At 68.2% G+C, this 18,374-nt stretch carries 18 protein-coding genes; 15 read left to right on the top strand and 3 right to left on the bottom strand.

Features of this window, described 5'->3' with window-relative positions:
* Positions 1-92 precede the first annotated feature (92 nt).
* Together AC5P68_RS06485 and AC5P68_RS06480 are read left to right on the top strand one after the other, a co-directional pair.
* Complete coding sequence (locus tag AC5P68_RS06485; RefSeq protein WP_049403600.1) at positions 93-1,697, top strand: transglycosylase SLT domain-containing protein; 1,605 nt, start codon at positions 93-95, stop codon at positions 1,695-1,697.
* 21 nt (positions 1,698-1,718) lie between these two features.
* Positions 1,719-2,066 carry a ribonuclease E inhibitor RraB gene (locus AC5P68_RS06480; RefSeq protein ID WP_005410490.1) on the top strand — a complete coding sequence of 116 codons (348 nt, stop codon included), beginning with the start codon at positions 1,719-1,721 and terminating at the stop codon, positions 2,064-2,066.
* A 91-nt stretch (positions 2,067-2,157) separates the two neighbouring features.
* Here AC5P68_RS06480 and asd read toward each other — a convergent pair whose 3' ends face one another.
* Positions 2,158-3,000 carry an archaetidylserine decarboxylase gene (asd, locus tag AC5P68_RS06475; protein WP_033834535.1) on the bottom strand — a complete coding sequence of 281 codons (843 nt, stop codon included), beginning with the start codon at positions 2,998-3,000 and terminating at the stop codon, positions 2,158-2,160.
* A complete protein-coding gene (locus tag AC5P68_RS06470) occupies positions 2,997-3,647 on the bottom strand; it encodes an SCO family protein (protein WP_005410488.1) in 651 nt (216 codons plus the stop codon). The genes asd and AC5P68_RS06470 overlap by 4 nt, the downstream gene beginning before the upstream one ends.
* Before the next feature lie 123 nt (positions 3,648-3,770).
* Here AC5P68_RS06470 and prmB point away from each other — a divergent pair, with 123 nt between their 5' ends.
* The 8 genes from prmB (at position 3,771) to AC5P68_RS06430 (ending at position 12,006) form a co-directional block, all read left to right on the top strand.
* Positions 3,771-4,700, top strand: coding sequence for a 50S ribosomal protein L3 N(5)-glutamine methyltransferase (prmB, locus tag AC5P68_RS06465; RefSeq protein WP_231522369.1), 930 nt, complete (start codon positions 3,771-3,773; stop codon positions 4,698-4,700).
* On the top strand, positions 4,697-5,800 hold the full coding sequence (gene aroC / locus AC5P68_RS06460) for a chorismate synthase (RefSeq protein WP_033834534.1): 1,104 nt from the start codon (positions 4,697-4,699) through the stop codon (positions 5,798-5,800). Before prmB ends, aroC begins: the two co-directional genes overlap by 4 nt.
* Positions 5,793-6,830: a 2-hydroxyacid dehydrogenase gene (locus AC5P68_RS06455; RefSeq protein WP_033834533.1), complete on the top strand. Its 1,038-nt coding sequence runs from the start codon at positions 5,793-5,795 to the stop codon at positions 6,828-6,830. Before aroC ends, AC5P68_RS06455 begins: the two co-directional genes overlap by 8 nt.
* 91 nt (positions 6,831-6,921) lie before the next feature.
* Positions 6,922-7,950, top strand: a complete 1,029-nt coding sequence (locus tag AC5P68_RS06450) for an aspartate-semialdehyde dehydrogenase (protein WP_005410484.1) — start codon at positions 6,922-6,924, stop codon at positions 7,948-7,950.
* 150 nt (positions 7,951-8,100) lie between these two features.
* Positions 8,101-10,161, top strand: coding sequence for a FimV/HubP family polar landmark protein (locus tag AC5P68_RS06445; protein WP_049403601.1), 2,061 nt, complete (start codon positions 8,101-8,103; stop codon positions 10,159-10,161).
* 26 nt (positions 10,162-10,187) lie between these two features.
* Entirely contained in the window at positions 10,188-10,550 is a 363-nt protein-coding gene (locus AC5P68_RS06440) for a VOC family protein (RefSeq protein WP_005410482.1), read from the top strand.
* Positions 10,551-10,582: 32 nt separating this feature from the next.
* Positions 10,583-11,353, top strand: a complete 771-nt coding sequence (gene truA, locus AC5P68_RS06435) for a tRNA pseudouridine(38-40) synthase TruA (protein ID WP_012480891.1) — start codon at positions 10,583-10,585, stop codon at positions 11,351-11,353.
* Positions 11,350-12,006: a phosphoribosylanthranilate isomerase gene (locus tag AC5P68_RS06430; RefSeq protein ID WP_005410480.1), complete on the top strand. Its 657-nt coding sequence runs from the start codon at positions 11,350-11,352 to the stop codon at positions 12,004-12,006. The genes truA and AC5P68_RS06430 overlap by 4 nt, the downstream gene beginning before the upstream one ends.
* A 23-nt stretch (positions 12,007-12,029) precedes the next feature.
* Here AC5P68_RS06430 and AC5P68_RS06425 read toward each other — a convergent pair whose 3' ends face one another.
* Entirely contained in the window at positions 12,030-12,917 is an 888-nt protein-coding gene (locus AC5P68_RS06425; RefSeq protein ID WP_033834847.1) for a LysR family transcriptional regulator, read from the bottom strand.
* Between the two features lie 96 nt (positions 12,918-13,013).
* On the opposite strand from AC5P68_RS06425, the gene trpB reads away from it, so the two are divergent.
* The 5 genes from trpB (at position 13,014) to glmM (ending at position 18,215) form a co-directional block, all read left to right on the top strand.
* Positions 13,014-14,231, top strand: coding sequence for a tryptophan synthase subunit beta (gene trpB / locus AC5P68_RS06420; RefSeq protein WP_495216863.1), 1,218 nt, complete (start codon positions 13,014-13,016; stop codon positions 14,229-14,231).
* The gene (locus tag AC5P68_RS06415; RefSeq protein ID WP_033834846.1) at positions 14,228-14,908 is read left to right on the top strand and encodes a hypothetical protein; all 681 of its coding nucleotides are present in this window, start codon (positions 14,228-14,230) and stop codon (positions 14,906-14,908) included. The genes trpB and AC5P68_RS06415 overlap by 4 nt, the downstream gene beginning before the upstream one ends.
* Position 14,909: 1 nt before the next feature.
* Positions 14,910-15,719 (top strand): tryptophan synthase subunit alpha, encoded by an 810-nt coding sequence (gene trpA, locus AC5P68_RS06410; RefSeq protein ID WP_049403602.1) that lies wholly within the window; start codon positions 14,910-14,912, stop codon positions 15,717-15,719.
* Between the two features lie 259 nt (positions 15,720-15,978).
* The gene (accD, locus tag AC5P68_RS06405) at positions 15,979-16,854 is read left to right on the top strand and encodes an acetyl-CoA carboxylase, carboxyltransferase subunit beta (RefSeq protein WP_033834844.1); all 876 of its coding nucleotides are present in this window, start codon (positions 15,979-15,981) and stop codon (positions 16,852-16,854) included.
* Positions 16,854-18,215, top strand: coding sequence for a phosphoglucosamine mutase (glmM, locus tag AC5P68_RS06400; RefSeq protein WP_049403603.1), 1,362 nt, complete (start codon positions 16,854-16,856; stop codon positions 18,213-18,215). The genes accD and glmM overlap by 1 nt, the downstream gene beginning before the upstream one ends.
* Positions 18,216-18,374: the final 159 nt, after the last annotated feature.

Here is an 18,374-nt window from a genome sequence, read left to right as displayed (position 1 = left end):
TTAACCGCCGGCGGTGACGGTCCGAAGGTCGGCTTGCCCGGACCTTGGCGGCGCCGCTACTCTGCCTGCCTGTTTCGCACACAGTGCCATCAATGCCCGTTCCTGTCCTGATTTCCCGCGGTTGGCCGCTGCTGGCCCTGGCCGGCCTGGTTTCCCTGGCGCCCGACGCCCATGCGCAGCGGGTTTCGGCCCGGGACAAGGTGAAGGTGGATGCGCTGCAGCAGCGCATGACCGTCGCCGAGAAGCGTTACAGCGATGCGCTGCTGCTGGTCGCCAATGCCGACCCCAAGGGCAGCAACGAAGCCGACGCCGCGCTGGAGGACATGGAAGATGTCCTCAACGACTGCGTGAAGCAGAAGGGCTGCCAGATGGGCACCCTGCTGGCCAGCTACAAGCGCCTGCTCAAGCACGACGCCGACGCGGCCGCCAGCGATGACGTGGCCGACGAGGGCGGTGATCGCCTGGAAGCCGACCCCGACCACATCGGCCCGCTTACCGCCGACGTACCGGAGGCCGCGCGCGCTGCCGCGCTGCTGAACGACAAGCGGCACGCCTTCGACAGCATGGTCGAATACAACCCGGCGGTGCAGGCCGGCATCCGCCGCTGGCTGACCGACATGCGCCCGGCGTTGCTGACCAGCTACGAGAACTACCAGAACCTGCGTGCGGTGATGTGGCCGGAGTGGGAGAAGCGTGGCCTGCCTGAAGCGCTGCTGTTCGGCATCATGGCCAAGGAGTCCAATGGCCGCGTGCATGCTTCATCGCGCGCTGGCGCCGCCGGGTTGATGCAGTTCATGCCGGCCACCGGCCGCCGCTTCGGCCTCGGCCCGGATGGCACCGGCTTTGACACCCGCTTCGATGCACGCAGTGCGGCCGAGGCCAGCGCCAGCTACCTCAACGAACGCCTGCGCGAACTGAACAACAACGTGGAAATGTCGGTGGCCGCCTACAATGGTGGCGAAGGCCGCGCCGCGCGCGTGTTCAAGCAGAGCGCCGGGCAGAGCTTCTGGACCGACAGCGTCTACAACCAGTTCCCCGGCGAGACCAAGGACTACGTGCCGATGGTGATCGCCGCGGCCTGGATCTTCCTGCACCCGCAGCAATACGGCGTGGAGTTCCCGAAGATCAGCGCGCAGCCGGCCACGCTGCGCCTGGCCAGGTCGACCACCATCTACGAACTGACCATCTGCCTGGGCAGCCACGGCACCCGCGATGGCTACATGCGCGCGCTGCGCAACCTCAACCCGCGCTATGAGGCCGATGGCTGGATCCCGGCCGGCACGCTGATCAATGCCACCACCCGCATCGCCGGCCTGTACCAGCGCAACTGCGTCAGTGGCCCGCGTGCCGACCTGGCCCGGACGCTGATCACCGCCGATCTGAACGCAGCAATCAAGCGCCCGGCCGCGACCAGCTACACCGGAAGCGTGGCCGTGGGCGGCGTGGTGCCGGTGGCCGATGCGGCCGCGTCCACCAGCGTGCCGACCACGCCGGTCGCTTCGGTGGCCACGCCGCGCCCGGCGGCGCGCCCGAAGCCGGTGCGCAGCCACAAGGTGGGCCGGGGTGAAACCCTGGGCGCCATCGCGGCCAAGTTCCAGTGCGACGTGCCCACCCTGGCCCGCGCCAATGGCCTGAAGGCCCCGGCCTACAGCCTGCGCCACGGCCAGACGCTGAAGCTGCAGGGCTGCGACAAGTAATCCCCCGACCCTGGAATCCGCATGGACCTCGAAGACACCCGCAACCTGTTCGCCAACCTCCGCGAAAACACCGACTGGGACATCACCGGCCCGTTGCTGTGGGGGTACTTCTTCGTGCACTCCACTGCCGAGCCGTTGCAGGCACTGGCGCAGCACCTGCAGGCGCAGGGTTACACCTTCGTGGAATTGTTCGAACAGGATCCGGAAGAGGGCGACGCGCCGTTCCACGTGCTGCATGTGGAGCGCGTGGAGATCCACGACGAAGCCTCGCTTGACCGCCGCAACCAGGAATTCGCAGCGCTGGCCGCGGAGAAGGGCGTGGAAGACTACGACGGCATGGACGTCGGTCCGGCCCCGTCCCTGCAGTAACGCGCGTACCGGTAGTGCCGGCCGCTGGCCGGCAATGCTCGACGCGTTGGATCAGCGGAGATGCCGGCCAGCGCCCGGCACTACCGAAGCCTCAGCGCAGCTTCGCCAGCGCCTGGCCCAGCTGCACCGGGCTTTCAGCGCCCAACTGCGGGGCGAAGTCAGCCACGCCCGGCGGCAGCAGCACGATCACGGTGGAGCCGTAGTTGAAGCGCGCCATCTCGGTAAAGCGCTCCAGCCTGATGCCCTGGCCGCGGTAGTCCTTGCGGGTGATGCGGTCGCCATAGTGCGGAATCTCCTCGCCGCTCCACACGGTTTCCACCCCGGACACCAGCAGCGCACCGACCATCACGCTGACCATCGGGCCGAAGCTGGTGTCGAAGTGGCAGACCAGGCGCTCGTTGCGGGCGAACAGGCGCGGTACGCCGTTCACTGCCGCCGGACCAACGCTGAACAGGCGCCCCGGCACGTGCACGGTCTCACGCAGGGTGCCGGTCCACGGCATGTGCACGCGGTGGTAATCGCGCGGCGACAGGTACACCGTGGCGTAGAGCCCATCGTTGTATGGCTTGGCGTCCTCGTCACTGCCCAGCAGTTCGGCAGCGGTGAACGACTGGCCCTTGGCCTGGAAGATGCGGCCGGCCTCGATCTTCCCCAGCTGGCTGATGCGGCCGTCGGCCGGCATCACCAGGCTGCGCGGATCGGCGTCAGCCACGCGCGCACCCGGCTTCAGCGCACGGGTGAAGAACTGGTTGAAGGTCGCATAGCTGCGCGGGTCCGGGTTGGCCGCTTCGTCCAGGTTGACGTTGAACTTGCGGGTGACCGTGTCGATCAGCCAGCGCGATACGCGCGGATCGTCCGAGTACGCCAGCGAACGCGCCATCGAGGACAGCAGGCGGTGTGGCAGGGCGTACGTCAGGGCGGTGGTGAGGCTCATGGGGCGGTTTTCTCGGTCAGCTTCTGCAGGTCGCGGGCAATGGCCGGCGCGTTGAACGGGGGGCGTACCAGGCCGGCAAGGCGGCCCTGCGGGTCGAGCACGGCCAGGCTGGCCGAATGCTCGACGGTGTAATCCTCGGGGTTCTCGTCGAAATGCTTGCCCGGCACCTTCTGGAACACGAAGCCCAACGAGGTGGCGAAGCGCTCCAGCGAGGGAACGTCAGCGGTGGCGGCCAGGGTGTCCTTGTGAAAACCGTGCACGTACTCGCCGAGGCGGGTGGCGCTGTCGCGGTCGGGGTCGACCGAGATGAACAACACGCGTGGGCGCAGGCTGTCGGGCAGGGCTTCCCACTGGTTCTGTGCGCCGGCCAGCTCGGCCAGGGTGGTCGGGCAGACGTCCGGGCAGAAGGTGAAGCCCAGGAACACCAGGGTCCAGTGGCCCTTCAGTTCGCCCGGGATCAGGCGGGTGCCGTCGGACTGGGCCAGGTTGAAGTCGGGCAGTTCGCGCGGCTGCGGGTACAGCGTGATCGCTTCGGTGGCCGGGGCATTGGCCGGCGGCTTCGGCGCGAACAGCTGCTGGGCGGCCAGCAGGCCGAGACCCGCCGCCAGGGCGATCAGCAGGATGATGCCGGCGTTGCGATTGAACATGGGGGCTCCCGCGCGAAGTGGGCCCCATCATACCGGCTGTGGCCCGAATCGTTTCCGCCGCAACGGATGCCGCCACGGGCGCCAGCCCCTATAATCGGGGGCCACTTTGCCCGCAGTACCGCCATGACCGCTGAAACGGCCGCCGAACTCCACACGATCATCGATCTGATCCGCTACGGCACCAGCCGTTTCAACGAAGCCGGACTGACCTTCGGGCACAGCTACGACAATGCGCTGGACGAGGCCACCCAGCTGGTGCTGCACAGCCTGCACCTGCCGCATGACCTCGGCCCGGCCTATGGCCAGGCGCGCCTGCTGCAGGCCGAGAAGCTGCGCGTGCTGGAGCTGTTCGAGCGTCGCATCGACGAACGCATCCCGGCTGCCTACCTGACCGGTGAGGCCTGGTTCGCCGGCCTGAGCTTCAAGAGCGACAAGCGCGCCCTGGTGCCGCGCTCGCCGATCGCCGAACTGATCGAATGCGGCTTCGAGCCGTGGCTGGCCGGCCGCGATGTCAGCCGTGCGCTGGACCTGTGCACCGGCTCGGGCTGCATCGCCATTGCCATGGGTCACTACTACCCGAACTGGGAAGTGGACGGCGTCGACCTGAGCGACGATGCACTGTCGCTGGCCGAAGAAAACAAGGAGCGCCTGCAGGCGCACAACGTCACCCTGCTCAAGTCGGACCTGTTCAACGGCCTGACCGGTCGCCACTACGACCTGATCGTCACCAATCCGCCGTACGTCACCAACGACGAGACCGATGCCCTGCCGCAGGAGTACTCCTACGAGCCGGAAATGGGCCTGCGTGCCGGCGACGACGGCCTGGACCTGGTGCTGAAGATCCTGCGCGACGCCCCGCTGCACCTGAGCGAGGACGGCCTGCTGATCTGCGAAGTGGGCGAATCCGAGCAGCACCTGATCAAGCTGCTGCCGGAAGTCGACTTCGCCTGGATCGAGTTCAAGGTCGGCCAGATGGGCATCTTCGCGGTCGAGTGCCGCGAGCTGATCGCCCACAGCGCGCGCATCACCGAACTGGCGGCGCAGCGCCCGTGAGCTCCAATTCGTTCGGCAAGCTGTTCACCGTCACCACGTTCGGCGAGTCGCACGGGCCGGCCATCGGCTGCGTGATCGATGGCTGCCCTCCGGGGCTGGCGCTGGACGCGGCCGAATTCGCCCACGACCTGCAGCGTCGCGCCACCGGCAAGAGCCGCCACACCTCGGCGCGTCGCGAGGCCGATGAGGTCGAGATCCTGTCCGGCGTGTACGAGGGCCTGACCACCGGCACCCCGATCGCGCTGCTGATCCGCAACACCGACCAGCGCAGCAAGGACTACGCCAACATCGGCCAGCAGTTCCGGCCGGGTCATGCCGACTACAGCTACTGGCACAAGTACGGCATCCGTGACCCGCGTGGTGGCGGCCGTTCCTCGGCACGCGAGACCACCATGCGCGTTGCCGCCGGCGTGGTCGCCAAGAAGTGGCTGGCCGAGCGCTTCGGCGTGACCGTGCGTGGCTACCTGTCACAACTGGGCGACGTCACCCCGGCCGGTTTCGACTGGTCGGCGGTGGAAGACAATCCGTTCTTCTGGCCGCACGCCGAGCAGGTGCCCGAGCTGGAGGCGTACATGGATGCGCTGCGCAAGTCCGGTGACTCGGTCGGTGCGCGCGTGGACGTGGTCGCCGACAACGTGCCGCCGGGCTGGGGCGAGCCGATCTACGGCAAGCTCGATGGTGAACTGGCCGCTGCCCTGATGAGCATCAACGCAGTGAAGGGCGTTGAGATCGGCGATGGTTTTGCCAGTGCCGCGCAGAAGGGTACCGAGCACCGCGACCTGCTGACGCCGCAGGGCTTCGCCAGCAACCATGCCGGCGGCATCCTCGGTGGCATCTCCACCGGCCAGCCGGTAGTTGCGTCGATCGCCCTGAAGCCGACTTCCAGCCTGCGCCTGCCGGGCCCGTCGCTGGATACGGCCGGGAACGTGGTCGAGGTGGTCACCACCGGACGCCACGATCCTTGCGTCGGCATCCGCGCCACGCCGATCGCCGAGGCGATGGTGGCGATGGTGCTGATGGACCAGGCGCTGCGCCATCGCGCGCAGTGTGGCGATGTCGGCACGATCACCCCGCGCATTCCCGGGCAGATCGATGGCTGACACGCGGCCGACGGTGTGGGTGAGCCAGCCGCTGATCGAGGCGGCCATCGCGCCGTTGCGCGATCGCGTACAGCTGCGCAGCACCGACACCGTTACCGCTTGGACGCCCGCGCAGATCGCCGAACAGCTGGCCCGCGCCGACGGCGCGATCATCACCCTCAACGAGCGCATCGGTGCGGCCCAGGTGGCCGGCGCCGCGCAGCTGCAGGTGATCGCCAATGTCGGCGTCGGCTACAACAATCTGGATGTCGACGCGCTCAGTGCGGCCGGCATCCTCGCCAGTAACACGCCGGACGTCCTGACCGAGACCACCGCCGATCTCGGCTTCGCGTTGCTGATGGCCACTGCACGCCGGATCACCGAGTCCGAGCGCTGGCTGCGCGAAGGCCAGTGGCAGCAGTGGTCGTTCCAGACCATGCTGGGCGCGGATGTCCATGGCAGCACGCTGGGCATCCTCGGCATGGGCCGCATCGGCCAGAGCATCGCACGCCGCGGTGCACACGGGTTCGGCATGAAGGTGCTGTACCACAACCGTTCGCGGTTGCCGGCCGATACCGAGGCGGCGCTTGGCGCGACCTACGTGGACCTGGACACGCTGCTGGCGGAGTCCGACCACCTGGTCACGGTGCTGCCCTACACCCCGGCCTCGCATCACATCATCGATGCGGCGGCGCTGGCGAAGATGAAGCCGTCAGCCACCCTGGTGAACATCGCCCGCGGCGGCATTGTCGACGAACTGGCGTTGGCCGACGCGCTTGCCCGAGGCCGTCTGGCCGCTGCCGGCCTGGATGTCTACGAGGGTGAGCCGGCGGTGCGCCCCGAACTGCTGGCGCTGCGCAATGTCGTGCTCACGCCGCACATCGGCAGCGCCTCGCTGGCCACGCGCACGGCGATGGTACAGCTGGCCGTGGATAATCTGGTTGCCGGGCTCGGCCTGGACGGCGGCCCGTCGCGCATGCCGAGCGCGATCAACGCTGATGCGGCGATGGCCGCGCGCGTGACGCTGGGCAAAAAAACCGGGAAACGATAGGGAACCTCCGCGCGCCCCGCTTGAGGAGGTTCCCCGAACCCAGCTGTCGTGCGTGTTTCTTCCCCATTCCCGTTTTCGTGAGAGTTCCCCCATGAGCAATGCACAGCGCAGTTTCCACGTCGCCGTCGTCGGTGCCACCGGTGCGGTCGGCGAGACCATGTTGTCGATCCTGGCCGAGCGTGGTTTCCCGGTCGGTACCCTGAGCGTCCTGGCTTCCGAGCGTTCGGCCGGCGGCGAGATCGAATTCAACGGCCAGAAGGTCAAGGTGCAGGACCTGGCCACCTTTGATCCGAGCGGTGTCGAGATCGCGCTGTTCTCGGCCGGTGGCAGCGTGTCCAAGGAATACGCACCGAAGTTCGCCGCTGCCGGTGCGGTGGTGATCGACAACTCTTCGGCCTTCCGTTACGACGATGACGTGCCGCTGGTGGTGTCCGAGGTCAACCCGGAGCAGGTCGCCAACCGTCCGCGTGGCATCATCGCCAACCCGAACTGCTCGACCATGCAGATGCTGGTGGCACTGGCGCCGCTGCACCGCAAGTACGGCATCGAGCGCATCAACGTCTCCACCTACCAATCGGTGTCCGGCGGCGGCCGTTCGGCTACCGAGGAACTGGGCAAGCAGACCGGCCAACTGCTGAGCTTCCAGGAAATCGATCCGCAGCGCTTCCCGGTGCAGATCGCCTTCAACCTGATCCCGCACATCGACGACTTCCAGGACAATGGCTTCACCAAGGAAGAAATGAAGCTGATCTGGGAAACCCGCAAGATCCTCGGCGACGACAGCATCCTGGTGAACCCGACTGCGGTGCGCGTGCCGGTGTTCTACGGCCACTCCGAGTCGGTGGCGATCGAGACCCGCGACAAGGTCACCGTCGCCGAAGCGCGCGCGCTGCTGGAGCAGTCGCCGGGCATCGAAGTGGTGGATCGTCACGAAGCCGGTGGTTACCCAACCCCGGTCACCCACGCCTCGGGCACCGACGCGGTGTACGTCGGCCGCATCCGCGAGGACCTCTCGCACCCGCGCGGCCTGAACCTGTGGATCGTGTCGGACAACGTGCGCAAGGGCGCGGCGTTGAATGCCGTGCAGCTGGCCGAGCTGGTCGCCGCCGAGCAGCGCTGATTACAGCGGTTGCCTCACCGGTAGTGCCGGCCGCTGGCCGGCATTGCCGTGATCCTTGTGCCGGAGTGCACGCCGGCCAGCGGCCGGCACTACCTCAAGGGTCTTTCCGGTGGGTGCGGACCCCGGTCCGCACGCTTTATAGTGTCGCCCATGAATAAACGGGCCAGGGGCGCAAAGCGCCCGCTCCTCTATCTTTCCACCGCGCTGCTGGCCCTGGCCAGCAGTTCGGCACTCGCATTGGGCCTGGGAGACATCCGTGTCCTGTCCAAGTCGGGGCAGCCATTGCTGGCCGAAATCCCGGTGGTGTCGGCGGACCCGTCCGAACTGGAAAACCTGCGCGTGGCGCTGGCCTCGCCGGTCACCTTCGAACGCGTCGGCCTGCAACGGCCGACCGGGCTGGTCAGCGAGCTGCAGTTCGAGCTGACCCGCAATGCGCAGGGCAGGGCGGTGGTGCGCGTCACCTCGCAGGCCCCGGTGGAGACGCCATCGCTGAGCTTCCTGATCGAAGCTGACTGGGGCCAGGGCCGCCTGGTGCGCGAGTACTCCGCGCTGGTCGACGCGCCGTCCAGCGCGCTGGCCGTGGCCGAGCCGGAGATCGTCGCGCCGGCAGGCACGCTCTCCAATACCATCGTGCGCGAACCTGCACCGGCTTCGGCAACGGTGCCAGCGGCAGAGGCGCCCACTACGCCGCCACCTGCGGTGGCGCCTGCACCGGCACGCCCGCGTGCGGCCTCCGCGCCGGTCGCTGCACCGGCGGTCGATGGCAGCGTCACCGTGCAGCGCGGTCAGACCCTGTCGCAGATCGCCAGCGCGGTGGCGCGTGGCAACCAGGTCAGCCGCGACCGCGCGATGATCGCCCTGCTGCGCGCCAATCCCGAAGCCTTCATCCGTGGCAACGTCAATCTGCTCAAGCAGGGCGCGGTGCTGCGCATGCCGGGCAGCGATGCGCTTGCCGCTGTCGATGCCGCCGAGGCCGCCGCGCTGGTGCGCGAGCACGCCGCGCAATGGCGGCAGGCGCGCACCGTGCCGCAACCGGCGGGTGCGGTCGCGCCGGCCGCCAAGGCGGCAACCGCGAACGCTTCTTCCCCGGCTGCCGCCAACGGGGCACGACTTGAGATCGCTCCGGCGCTGGCGTCCGACGCCGCGCACGCGGGCACAACCACCGGCACCGCTGCCGGCAGCGAGGGTGACATGCTGGGCAACGAACAACTGCGACAGGCGCGTGAGGACATCGCCACCCGCGATGCCGAGATCGGTGAACTGAAGCAGCGCGTGGCTGATCTGGAGAAGCTGAAGGAGCAGCAGCAGTCGTTGATCGCGATGAAGGACAACGACCTGGCTGCCGCGCAGCAGCGCCTGGCACAGGCGCCGGGTTCCCGTGATGCGGCAACGCCGTGGTACTGGCTGGTGCTGCCGGTGCTGCTGTTGGCGGCGGGCGCGGCCTGGCTGCTGCGTCGTCGCAAGCCGTCGCCGCTGCCGCCGCTGCGTGAGGAAGACGATGCCGCCGGCCTGGCCGCTGCGGTGCCGGCAGGTGCGGCGCTGGATACGCTGGCCGAGCAGTCCTCGTGGTCGCCGGCTGTTGCCGACAATGGTCGCCAGGAACCGGCGATGCCTGCCTGGGCGACCGAAACCGAAGTACACGACGTGGTGGTCGCCGAACCCGTCGCCGAGCACGCGGTGCGGGCCGAATGGCAGGCCGAGACACTGCGCGATGAGGACGCGGTGGCATTGCCCGAAGCGGTGACCGATCTGCCGCGCTGGGACGATTCCGCAACCACCGGCGACGAGGTTGTCGTCGCCGAGCCGCTGCAGGACGAACGCGTTGTACCGCAGGCGCCGGCCGAAGTGGCGGTGCCGGACTACGCACTGCATGCCGAACAGCAGCCGCAGTTCCGCGGAGTGTTCGATCTGCCGGCTGACGCGCATGAGAACGAGGCTCCGGCGGATACCGTACATCCCGAGGCCATCGACAGCATCGACCATGGCAGCGTCGACGCTTCTTATTCCGACGATATCGCGCCGAGCGCGGCCGCGCCCGCCGGCGACGCGGGCTGGTCGCCGCGTGCCGGCCAGGAGCGCCTGGAACTGGCCATTGCCTACCTCGATCTGGGCGACGCGCAGACTGCGCGCACCCTGTTGCTGGAAGTCGCCGAAGGCGGTGACCTGCACAGCCAGGCCCAGGCCCGCGAACTGCTGGCCCGCCTGCCGTGACCGAACCTGCCGACAAGGATCCTGCCATGAGCCGCGAGCGTCGCATCGACTACGTTGAATTCGCTTCCAGCGACCCGGCCGCAAGCCGCGCCTTCTTCGAGAAGGTGTTCGGCTGGTCGTTCGTCGATTACGGCAGCGACTATACGGCGTTCGACGATGGCCGCCTGCAGGGCGGCTTCTTCCGCGGCCAGCCGCAGCGGGCCAGCGACAGCGGCGCACCGCTGCTGGTGCTGTATGCCGACGCACTGGCACCGGTCGAGGCCGCCGTGCGCGACGCCGGCGGCGAGATCGTGCGCCCGGTGTTTTCCTTCCCCGGTGGCAGCCGCTTCCAGTTCGTCGAGCCCGGTGGCAACGAACTGGCGGTCTGGTCCGAACGCGATCCGGCCTGAGCGCCGCCCCATACGCAATATCGAGGTAGCACATGCGTTACGCGCTTGGCGTCGAATACGACGGCAGCGATTTCAGGGGCTGGCAGAACCTGGGCGAGGGCGGTCCCAGCGTGCAGGCCAGCCTTGAGCAGGCCCTGTCGTCGGTGGCCGATACGCCGCTGCAGGTGGTCTGCGCCGGCCGCACCGATGCCGGCGTGCATGGCCAGTGCCAGGTCGTCCATTTCGATACCGACGTGGTGCGCGACCCGCGCGCCTGGATGCTGGGCACCACCACCCGCCTGCCGCGCTCGATCGCGGTGCGCTGGTGCGTGCCGGTGGCCGACGATTTCCACGCCCGCTTCTCGGCACGCGCGCGCCGCTACCGCTACCGCCTGCTCAATCGCGAGGTGAGGCCTGCGCTGGACCGGCAGACCCTCAGCTGGGAGCGCCGGGCGCTGGACGAGACGCTGATGCACGCCGCCGGCCAGGCCCTGATCGGCGAAAATGACTTCAGCGCGTTCCGCTCCGTGCAGTGCCAGGCGCTGCACGCGCGGCGTGAGCTGCAATCACTGCAGGTCAGCCGCCAGGGCGAAGTGATTGAAGTGGCCGTGCAGGGCAATGCATTCCTTCATCACATGGTCCGCAATATCGTCGGATCGTTGATCCTGGTGGGCAGCGGTGAAAAACCGGTGGAATGGATCGCCGAACTGCTGGCCGGGCGCGATCGCACCGTAGCCGGTCCCACCGCACCGCCGCAGGGCCTGGTGTTCCTTGGGCCCCTGTACCCCGACAACTGGCATCTGCCCGCCGAGGTCACGCTATGAGCCGCTCCTACTACCGCACGCGCATCAAGTTCTGTGGCATGACCCGTGCCGGCGATGTCCGCCTGGCCGGTGAGCTGGGCGTGGACGCAGTGGGTTTCATCTTTGCCCGCGAGAGCAGCCGCCGGGTTGCTCCAGCCGAAGCACGCGCGATGCGCCAGGCGATCGCGCCGATGGTCGATGTGGTGGCCCTGTTCCGCAACAACAGCAAGGAAGAGGTGCGCGAGGTGCTGCGCACGGTGCGGCCAACCCTGCTGCAGTTCCACGGCGAGGAAGACGAGAGCTTCTGCCGCAGCTTCAACATGCCCTACCTGAAGGCGATTGCCATGGGGGGCCGGGAAGAGGTCAATGCGCGGACGTTGCAGCTACGTTACCCCAGCGCGGCGGGGTTCCTGTTCGACAGCCATGCGCCGGGTGGCGGTGGCGGTACCGGCGTGGCCTTCGACTGGGGCCGTATCCCGACCGGCCTGCACCGGCCGTTCCTGCTGGCCGGTGGCCTGAACCCGGAAAACGTCTACGACGCTGTGCTTGCCACGCTTCCCTGGGGCGTGGACGTGTCCAGCGGCATCGAACTGGAGCCGGGCATCAAGGACGGCTACAGGATGCGCACCTTCGTCGAGGAAGTGCGCCGCGCCGACTGCACCGTGCTGGAGTAGGACCGGGAGGCTGCGGCGTCACGTTACCTGAGCTGGCCAGCGACCCAGCCCGCCAGGGCGTCGACGCGTGCGTCGGCCTGGCCATCCGGCCGCGCCAGCACCCAGAAGCCGCCGGTGGCGGTAAATCCCCACGGTGCGACCAGCCGGCCTGCGGCCAGGTCTTCGGCCACCAGCGGCTCCGGTGCGATCGCCGGGCCCAGCCCGGCTACCGCGGCTTCCAGCAGGTAGTACAGGTGCTCGAAGGCGGTGCCCAGCTGCAGCTTCGACACGTCCAGATCGTGCGCCTGTGCCCATGCCGGCCATGCCTGCGGCCGTGAGCTGGTGTGCAGCAGCGTCTCCTGCAACAGCGCCGACGGCGGTGCATGCCGCAGGCGCTGCGCGGCCGGATGCGATGGCGCCACCACCACGCCGACCCGTTCCGGCGCCAGCTCGCGTACCTGCCAACCTCGTGGCCACGGGCCCTGCGCCAGCAGCAGCACGGCGTCCAGCGCCGCCTGCGCTTCGGTGAAACTGCCATCCAGTGCCGACCACTGCAGGCGCACGCCGGGCAGGGCAGCCTGCAATGCTGGCAGTCGTGGAATCATCCATCGCGCCAGCACGCTGCCACTGCAGCCCAGTACCAGCGCCGGGGCTGCTGCCGGCCGCCGCAGTTCGCGCACGCAGTCTTCGATGCCGCTGAAGGCCTCGCTGCATGCTGCCTGCAGCCGCGTGCCCGCAGCGGTCAGGCGCAGGCCACGGCCGGCCCGCTGGAACAACGCCAGGCCAAGGTGATCCTCCAGCAGCTTCAACTGCCGGCTGACCGCGCCGTGGGTGACGTGCAGGTCCTGCGCGGCGCGCCCAACGCCGCCAAGGCGGGCCGTCGCTTCGAACGCGCGCAGCGCATTGAGGGGAGGCAGCAGGGAACGGCTCATGTGAGATTTCCTGACGATATGCGCCAGATAATATCCATTTTCCGGTCATGACCCGTGCGCTAGAGTATCCACCTGTCTGAACCACCGGTCGTATCCATGTCTGCCTCCCCCATTGCCGACTATCACGCCTTCCCGGATGCCCAGGGCCACTTCGGCCGCTATGGCGGCAGTTTCGTTGCCGAAACCCTGGTCGGCCCGCTGCAGGAACTGGCCCAGGCCTATGACCAGGCGCGCCAGGATCCCGCATTCCAGCTGGCCTATGACCGCGACCTGGCGCACTACGTGGGCCGGCCGAGCCCGATCTATCACGCCCAGCGCCTGAGCGATCACGTCGGTGGCGCGCAGATCCTGCTCAAGCGCGAGGACCTGAACCACACCGGCGCGCACAAGATCAACAACACCATCGGCCAGGCCTTGCTGGCCGCGCGGATGGGCAAGAAGCGCATCATTGCCGAGACCGGTGCCGGCCAGCATGGCGTGGCCAGTGCCACGGTTGCCGCGCGGCTGGGCCTGGAATGCGTGGTGTACATGGGCGCCACCGACATCGAGCGGCAGAAGATCAATGTTTACCGCATGAAGCTGCTGGGCGCGACGGTGGTGCCGGTCACTTCCGGCTCGGCCACCCTGAAGGACGCACTCAACGAAGCCATGCGCGACTGGGTGACCAACGTGCAGGACACCTTCTACATCATCGGCACCGTGGCCGGCCCGGATCCGTATCCGCGCATGGTCCGTGACTTCAATGCCATCGTCGGCCGCGAAGCGCGTGAGCAGATGCTGGCCGAATACGGCCGCCTGCCGGATGCGATCACCGCCTGCGTGGGCGGCGGCAGCAATGCGATCGGCCTGTTCCATGCCTTCCTCAACGACCGCCAGGTCGAGATCGTCGGCGCCGAAGCCGCCGGTGACGGCATCAACACCGGCCGCCACGCCGCTTCGATCGCTGCCGGTCGCCCCGGTGTGCTGCACGGCAACCGCACCTATGTGCTGTGTGACGACGACGGCCAGATCATCGAGACCCACTCGGTATCAGCCGGCCTGGACTATCCGGGCGTCGGCCCGGAGCACGCGTTCCTGGCCGATACCGGTCGCGCACGCTATCTGGGCATCACCAACGAGGAAGCGCTGCAGGCCTTCCACCTGCTGGCGCATACCGAGGGCATCCTGCCGGCACTGGAATCCAGCCATGCGCTGGCGCAGGCGATCAAGCTGGCGCGTGAGCGACCGCGTGACCAGATCGTGCTGTGCAATCTGTCCGGCCGTGGCGACAAGGACGTGCACACCATCGCTGCGCGCGAAGGGCTGGTGCTGTGAGCGCGCGGCTGCGGAACAGCGGGGTGCTTCTGCTGGTGCTGGGCCTGGCCGCGTGCCAGCCGCCGGAACCGCCAGTGCTTGCGCCGGCCGCCAAAGCCACCGCGCAGCCCGCACAGCAGCCGGCCGCCAACGATGACCTCGACCCGATGGCGCGTACGCCGATCGTCGATCCGCCGTCTGCGGAAGAGAGCAACGGCGACAACGCTCCCGCCGTCGCCTCGGTTGCACTGGACCATGCCGGCGAAGTGCTGGTTGGCCAGCACATGGGGGACCTGAAGTCACTGGGGCCCTGGAAGGCACAGGGCGCGAAAGAGTTCTTCGAAGGCGACTGCGAGTACTACGACGGCAGGGGGTTGCCGCCGGGCGTGTCGATGATGACCGACGACGACCGCGTGGTCCGATTTGATCTGAAGCCGGGCGACGACCCGGAGCTGCCGGTTGAACAGCCCGGTCCATTCGGCCTGCGCATCGGCATGACCCGTGCCCAGGCCATGGCGCAGTTCCCGAAGCCGCCGGTATCCAGCCCGCATGCCTACGACGGTGACCAGGGCGAGTACCTCACCTGGCAGGACCCGGGTTCGGACCTGGGCATCCGCCTGGAACTGTTTGAAGGGAAGGTCACCCGGATGTACTGGGGAACCAGCGATGCGATTGAACTGATTGAAGGATGTGCCTGAGATGCCTGTATCCCGACTCGATGCCTGTTTCCAGCGCCTGCGCGAGCAGCAGCGCAAGGCGCTGATTCCCTTCATCACTGCCGGTGATCCCTCGCTGGAGGCCACCGTGCCGGTCATGCACGCGCTGGTTGAGGCCGGTGCCGATGTGATCGAGCTGGGCGTGCCGTTCTCCGATCCCATGGCCGATGGCCCGACCATCCAGCGCAGCTCCGAGCGCGCGCTGGCACGGGGGGCTGGCAGCCGCTACGTCCTGCAGGCCGTGGCGCAGTTCCGCGAGCGCGACGCGCAGACCCCGGTGGTGCTGATGGGCTACCTCAACCCGGTGGAGATCCATGGCTACGCGGCCTTCGCCAAGGCCGCCGTCGACGCAGGCGTGGACGGCGTACTGCTGGTCGACCTGCCGCCGGAAGAAGCGGGTGAAGCGCAGCAGGCCTTCGATGCAGCCGGCCTGGCACTGGTCCTGCTGGCGTCGCCGACCACCAGCGAAGCGCGGGCCGACAAGCTGCTGGCGCTGGCCCGTGGCTACCTCTACTACGTCAGCTTTGCCGGTGTCACCGGCGCGTCCGAACGCCTGGACAGCGATGCCGCCAGTGCCCGCCTGCAGGCCCTGCGCGCGCGCGCTTCAGTGCCGGTGGTTGCTGGCTTCGGCATCAAGGACGCCGCCAGTGCGGCGGCGATGGCGCGCCAGGCCGATGGCGTGGTGGTCGGCAGTGCATTGGTGGCGGCGCTGGCCGAAGCGGGCTCGGCTGAAGAGGCCGCGCAGCGTGCTGGAGACTTCCTGGCCCCGCTGCGGCAGGCGCTGGACGCGTAACGGTCGTGCCGGCCGCTGGCCGGCATCTGCCTGACGGCCACATGCAGTGCTGCCGGCCAGCGGCCGGCACTACCCATGGGTCTGCACGTAGGGGGCTGCCGGCCAGCGGCCGGCATGACCCAGCACCTAAACGTACGTCCCAGCATGGTTTTTTCCGGCGGCTCCGTGGCCGGCAAGGGGGTGCACGGGCAGGGAAAGCGGAGCTAGACTGTCCGCCTTTGCGGCCCTCGGGCCGCCCTGAACGGAAGTGTCCTCCCGCATGAGTTGGCTCAGCAAGTTGATGCCGTCCGGCATCCGCACCGACAACACCCCCAGCAAGAAGCGCAGTGTCCCCGAGGGCCTGTGGGAAAAGTGCAGCAACTGCGGCAGCGCGTTGTACCGTCCGGAACTGGAAGAGAACCTGGAGGTCTGCCCGAAGTGCGGCCACCACATGGCGATTCGCGCGCGCGCGCGCCTGGCCGCCCTGTTCGACGCCGACAGCACTACCGAGATCGGTGCGCGCCTGGGGCCGACCGACCTGCTCAAGTTCAAGGACCAGAAGAAGTACAGCGAGCGCATCAAGATCGCGCAGAAGAACACGGGTGAGTACGACGCGCTGATCGCCATGCGCGGTCTGCTCAAGGGCCGTGCACTGGTGGCCTCGTCGTTCGACTTCGCCTTCATGGGCGGCTCGATGGGCTCGGTGGTGGGTGAGCGTTTCGCGCTGGCCGCCGAAACCGCAGTCGAGATCGGTGCCCCCTACGTGTGCTTCTCGCAGAGTGGCGGCGCGCGCATGCAGGAAGGCCTGTTCTCGCTGATGCAGATGGCCAAGACCTCGGCCGCACTGGGCAAGCTGCGTGAAGCGGGCCTGCCGTACATCTCGGTGCTGACCCACCCGACCACCGGTGGCGTGTCGGCCTCGTTCGCGATGCTGGGCGACATCAACATCGCCGAGCCGCAGGCGCTGATCGGCTTTGCGGGTCCGCGCGTGATCGAGCAGACCGTGCGCGAGAAGCTGCCGGAAGGCTTCCAGCGTTCGGAGTTCCTGCTGGAACATGGTGCCATTGACCAGATCTGTGACCGCCGCGAGATGCGCGACCGCCTGTCCGATCTGCTGGCAATGCTGGGCCGTCAGCCGGCCCCGGAGATGGCTTGATGGGAGGCCGCAAGTACTTCGGTACTGACGGCATCCGTGGGCGGGTCGGCCAAGGCGTGATCTCGGCCGATTTCGTGCTGCGCCTGGGCAACGCCCTGGGCCGTGTCCTGGTCGCCCAGCGCGGCCAGGACGGGCGCCGGCCGATCGTGGTGATCGGCAAGGACACCCGCATTTCCGGCTACATGTTCGAAGCGGCGCTGGAGGCCGGCCTGGTCGCTGCCGGCGCCGACGTACAGCTGCTGGGGCCGATGCCGACCCCGGCGGTGGCGTTCCTGACCCGCACGCTGGGCGTGGACGCCGGCATCGTCATCAGCGCTTCGCACAACCCGCATTACGACAACGGCATCAAGTTCTTCTCCGCCCAGGGCGAGAAGCTCGACGACGCCACCGAACTGGCCCTGGAAGCGGCGCTGGACGTTCCGTTCACCACCGCCGAATCGGAGAAGCTGGGCAAGGCTTCGCGCGCGCGCGAAGCGGTCGGCCGCTACATCGAGTTCTGCAAGGCCAGCGTGCCGCGCGCGTTCGACCTGCGTGGCGTGCGCCTGGTGCTGGATTGCGCGCACGGTGCCACCTACCAGATCGCACCGCTGCTGTTCCGCGAACTTGGCGCCGAGGTGATCGGCATCGGTGCCGAGCCCAACGGCGTCAACATCAACGCCGGTGTGGGTTCCACCCATATCGACAACCTGGCGGCCAAAGTCCGCGAGACCCGCGCCGATCTCGGCATCGCCTTCGATGGTGATGGCGACCGAGTGCTGATGGCCGACGACCAGGGCAACCCGGTCGACGGCGATGACCTGCTGTACATCCTGGCCCGCGCCTGGAAGGACGAAGGCCGCCTGCACGGCCCGGTGGTCGGCACGCTGATGAGCAACTACGGCGTGGAGAGAGCTTTCGCCGATCTGCAGATCCCGTTCGTGCGCAGCAACGTTGGTGATCGATACGTGCACCAGGCGCTGGTCGAAGGCGGGGGCGTGCTTGGCGGTGAGGCCTCAGGCCACCTGCTGTGCCTGGACCGGGCGACCACCGGCGACGGTATTGTCAGTGCCCTGCAGGTACTGGTGGCACTGCGCAACGGCGGCCAGACCCTGCGCCAGGCGCTGAAGGGTTTGGAGCGGGTGCCGCAGAAAACGGTCAACGTGCGGTTGGGCAATGTCTCGGCCAAGGCCACGGTGCAGGCCGCCAGTGTGCAGGCCGCGCTGGCGGCCGCGCAGCAGTCGGTGGCCGGCCGCGGTCGCGCGTTCCTGCGCCCGTCGGGTACCGAGCCGGTGGTGCGGGTTACCGTCGAAGCCGATGACGCCACGCTGATGCAGGAGACTCTCGATCGCTTGTCCGCTGCGGTGCGCGAAGCCGCTGCCTGAGCAGCGTGGCAATCCCGCGTGTTGCACCCGACATGGCCGCGTATGCGGCCATGTTTTTTTCTGGGAGGGGGACTCAACCGTGCGCGACCCGCGATCGCGTTCAGCTGCGGCTGCGCACCTTGTGACGCGTCGTGTACGGGCGTTTCCGACCGCTGGGTC

It is taken from the genome of Stenotrophomonas sp. YJH_SMC_58, from assembly GCF_059369635.1.
The sequence above is the reverse complement of the archived record's forward strand: the minus strand, read 5'-3'. Positions and strand labels throughout refer to the sequence as shown.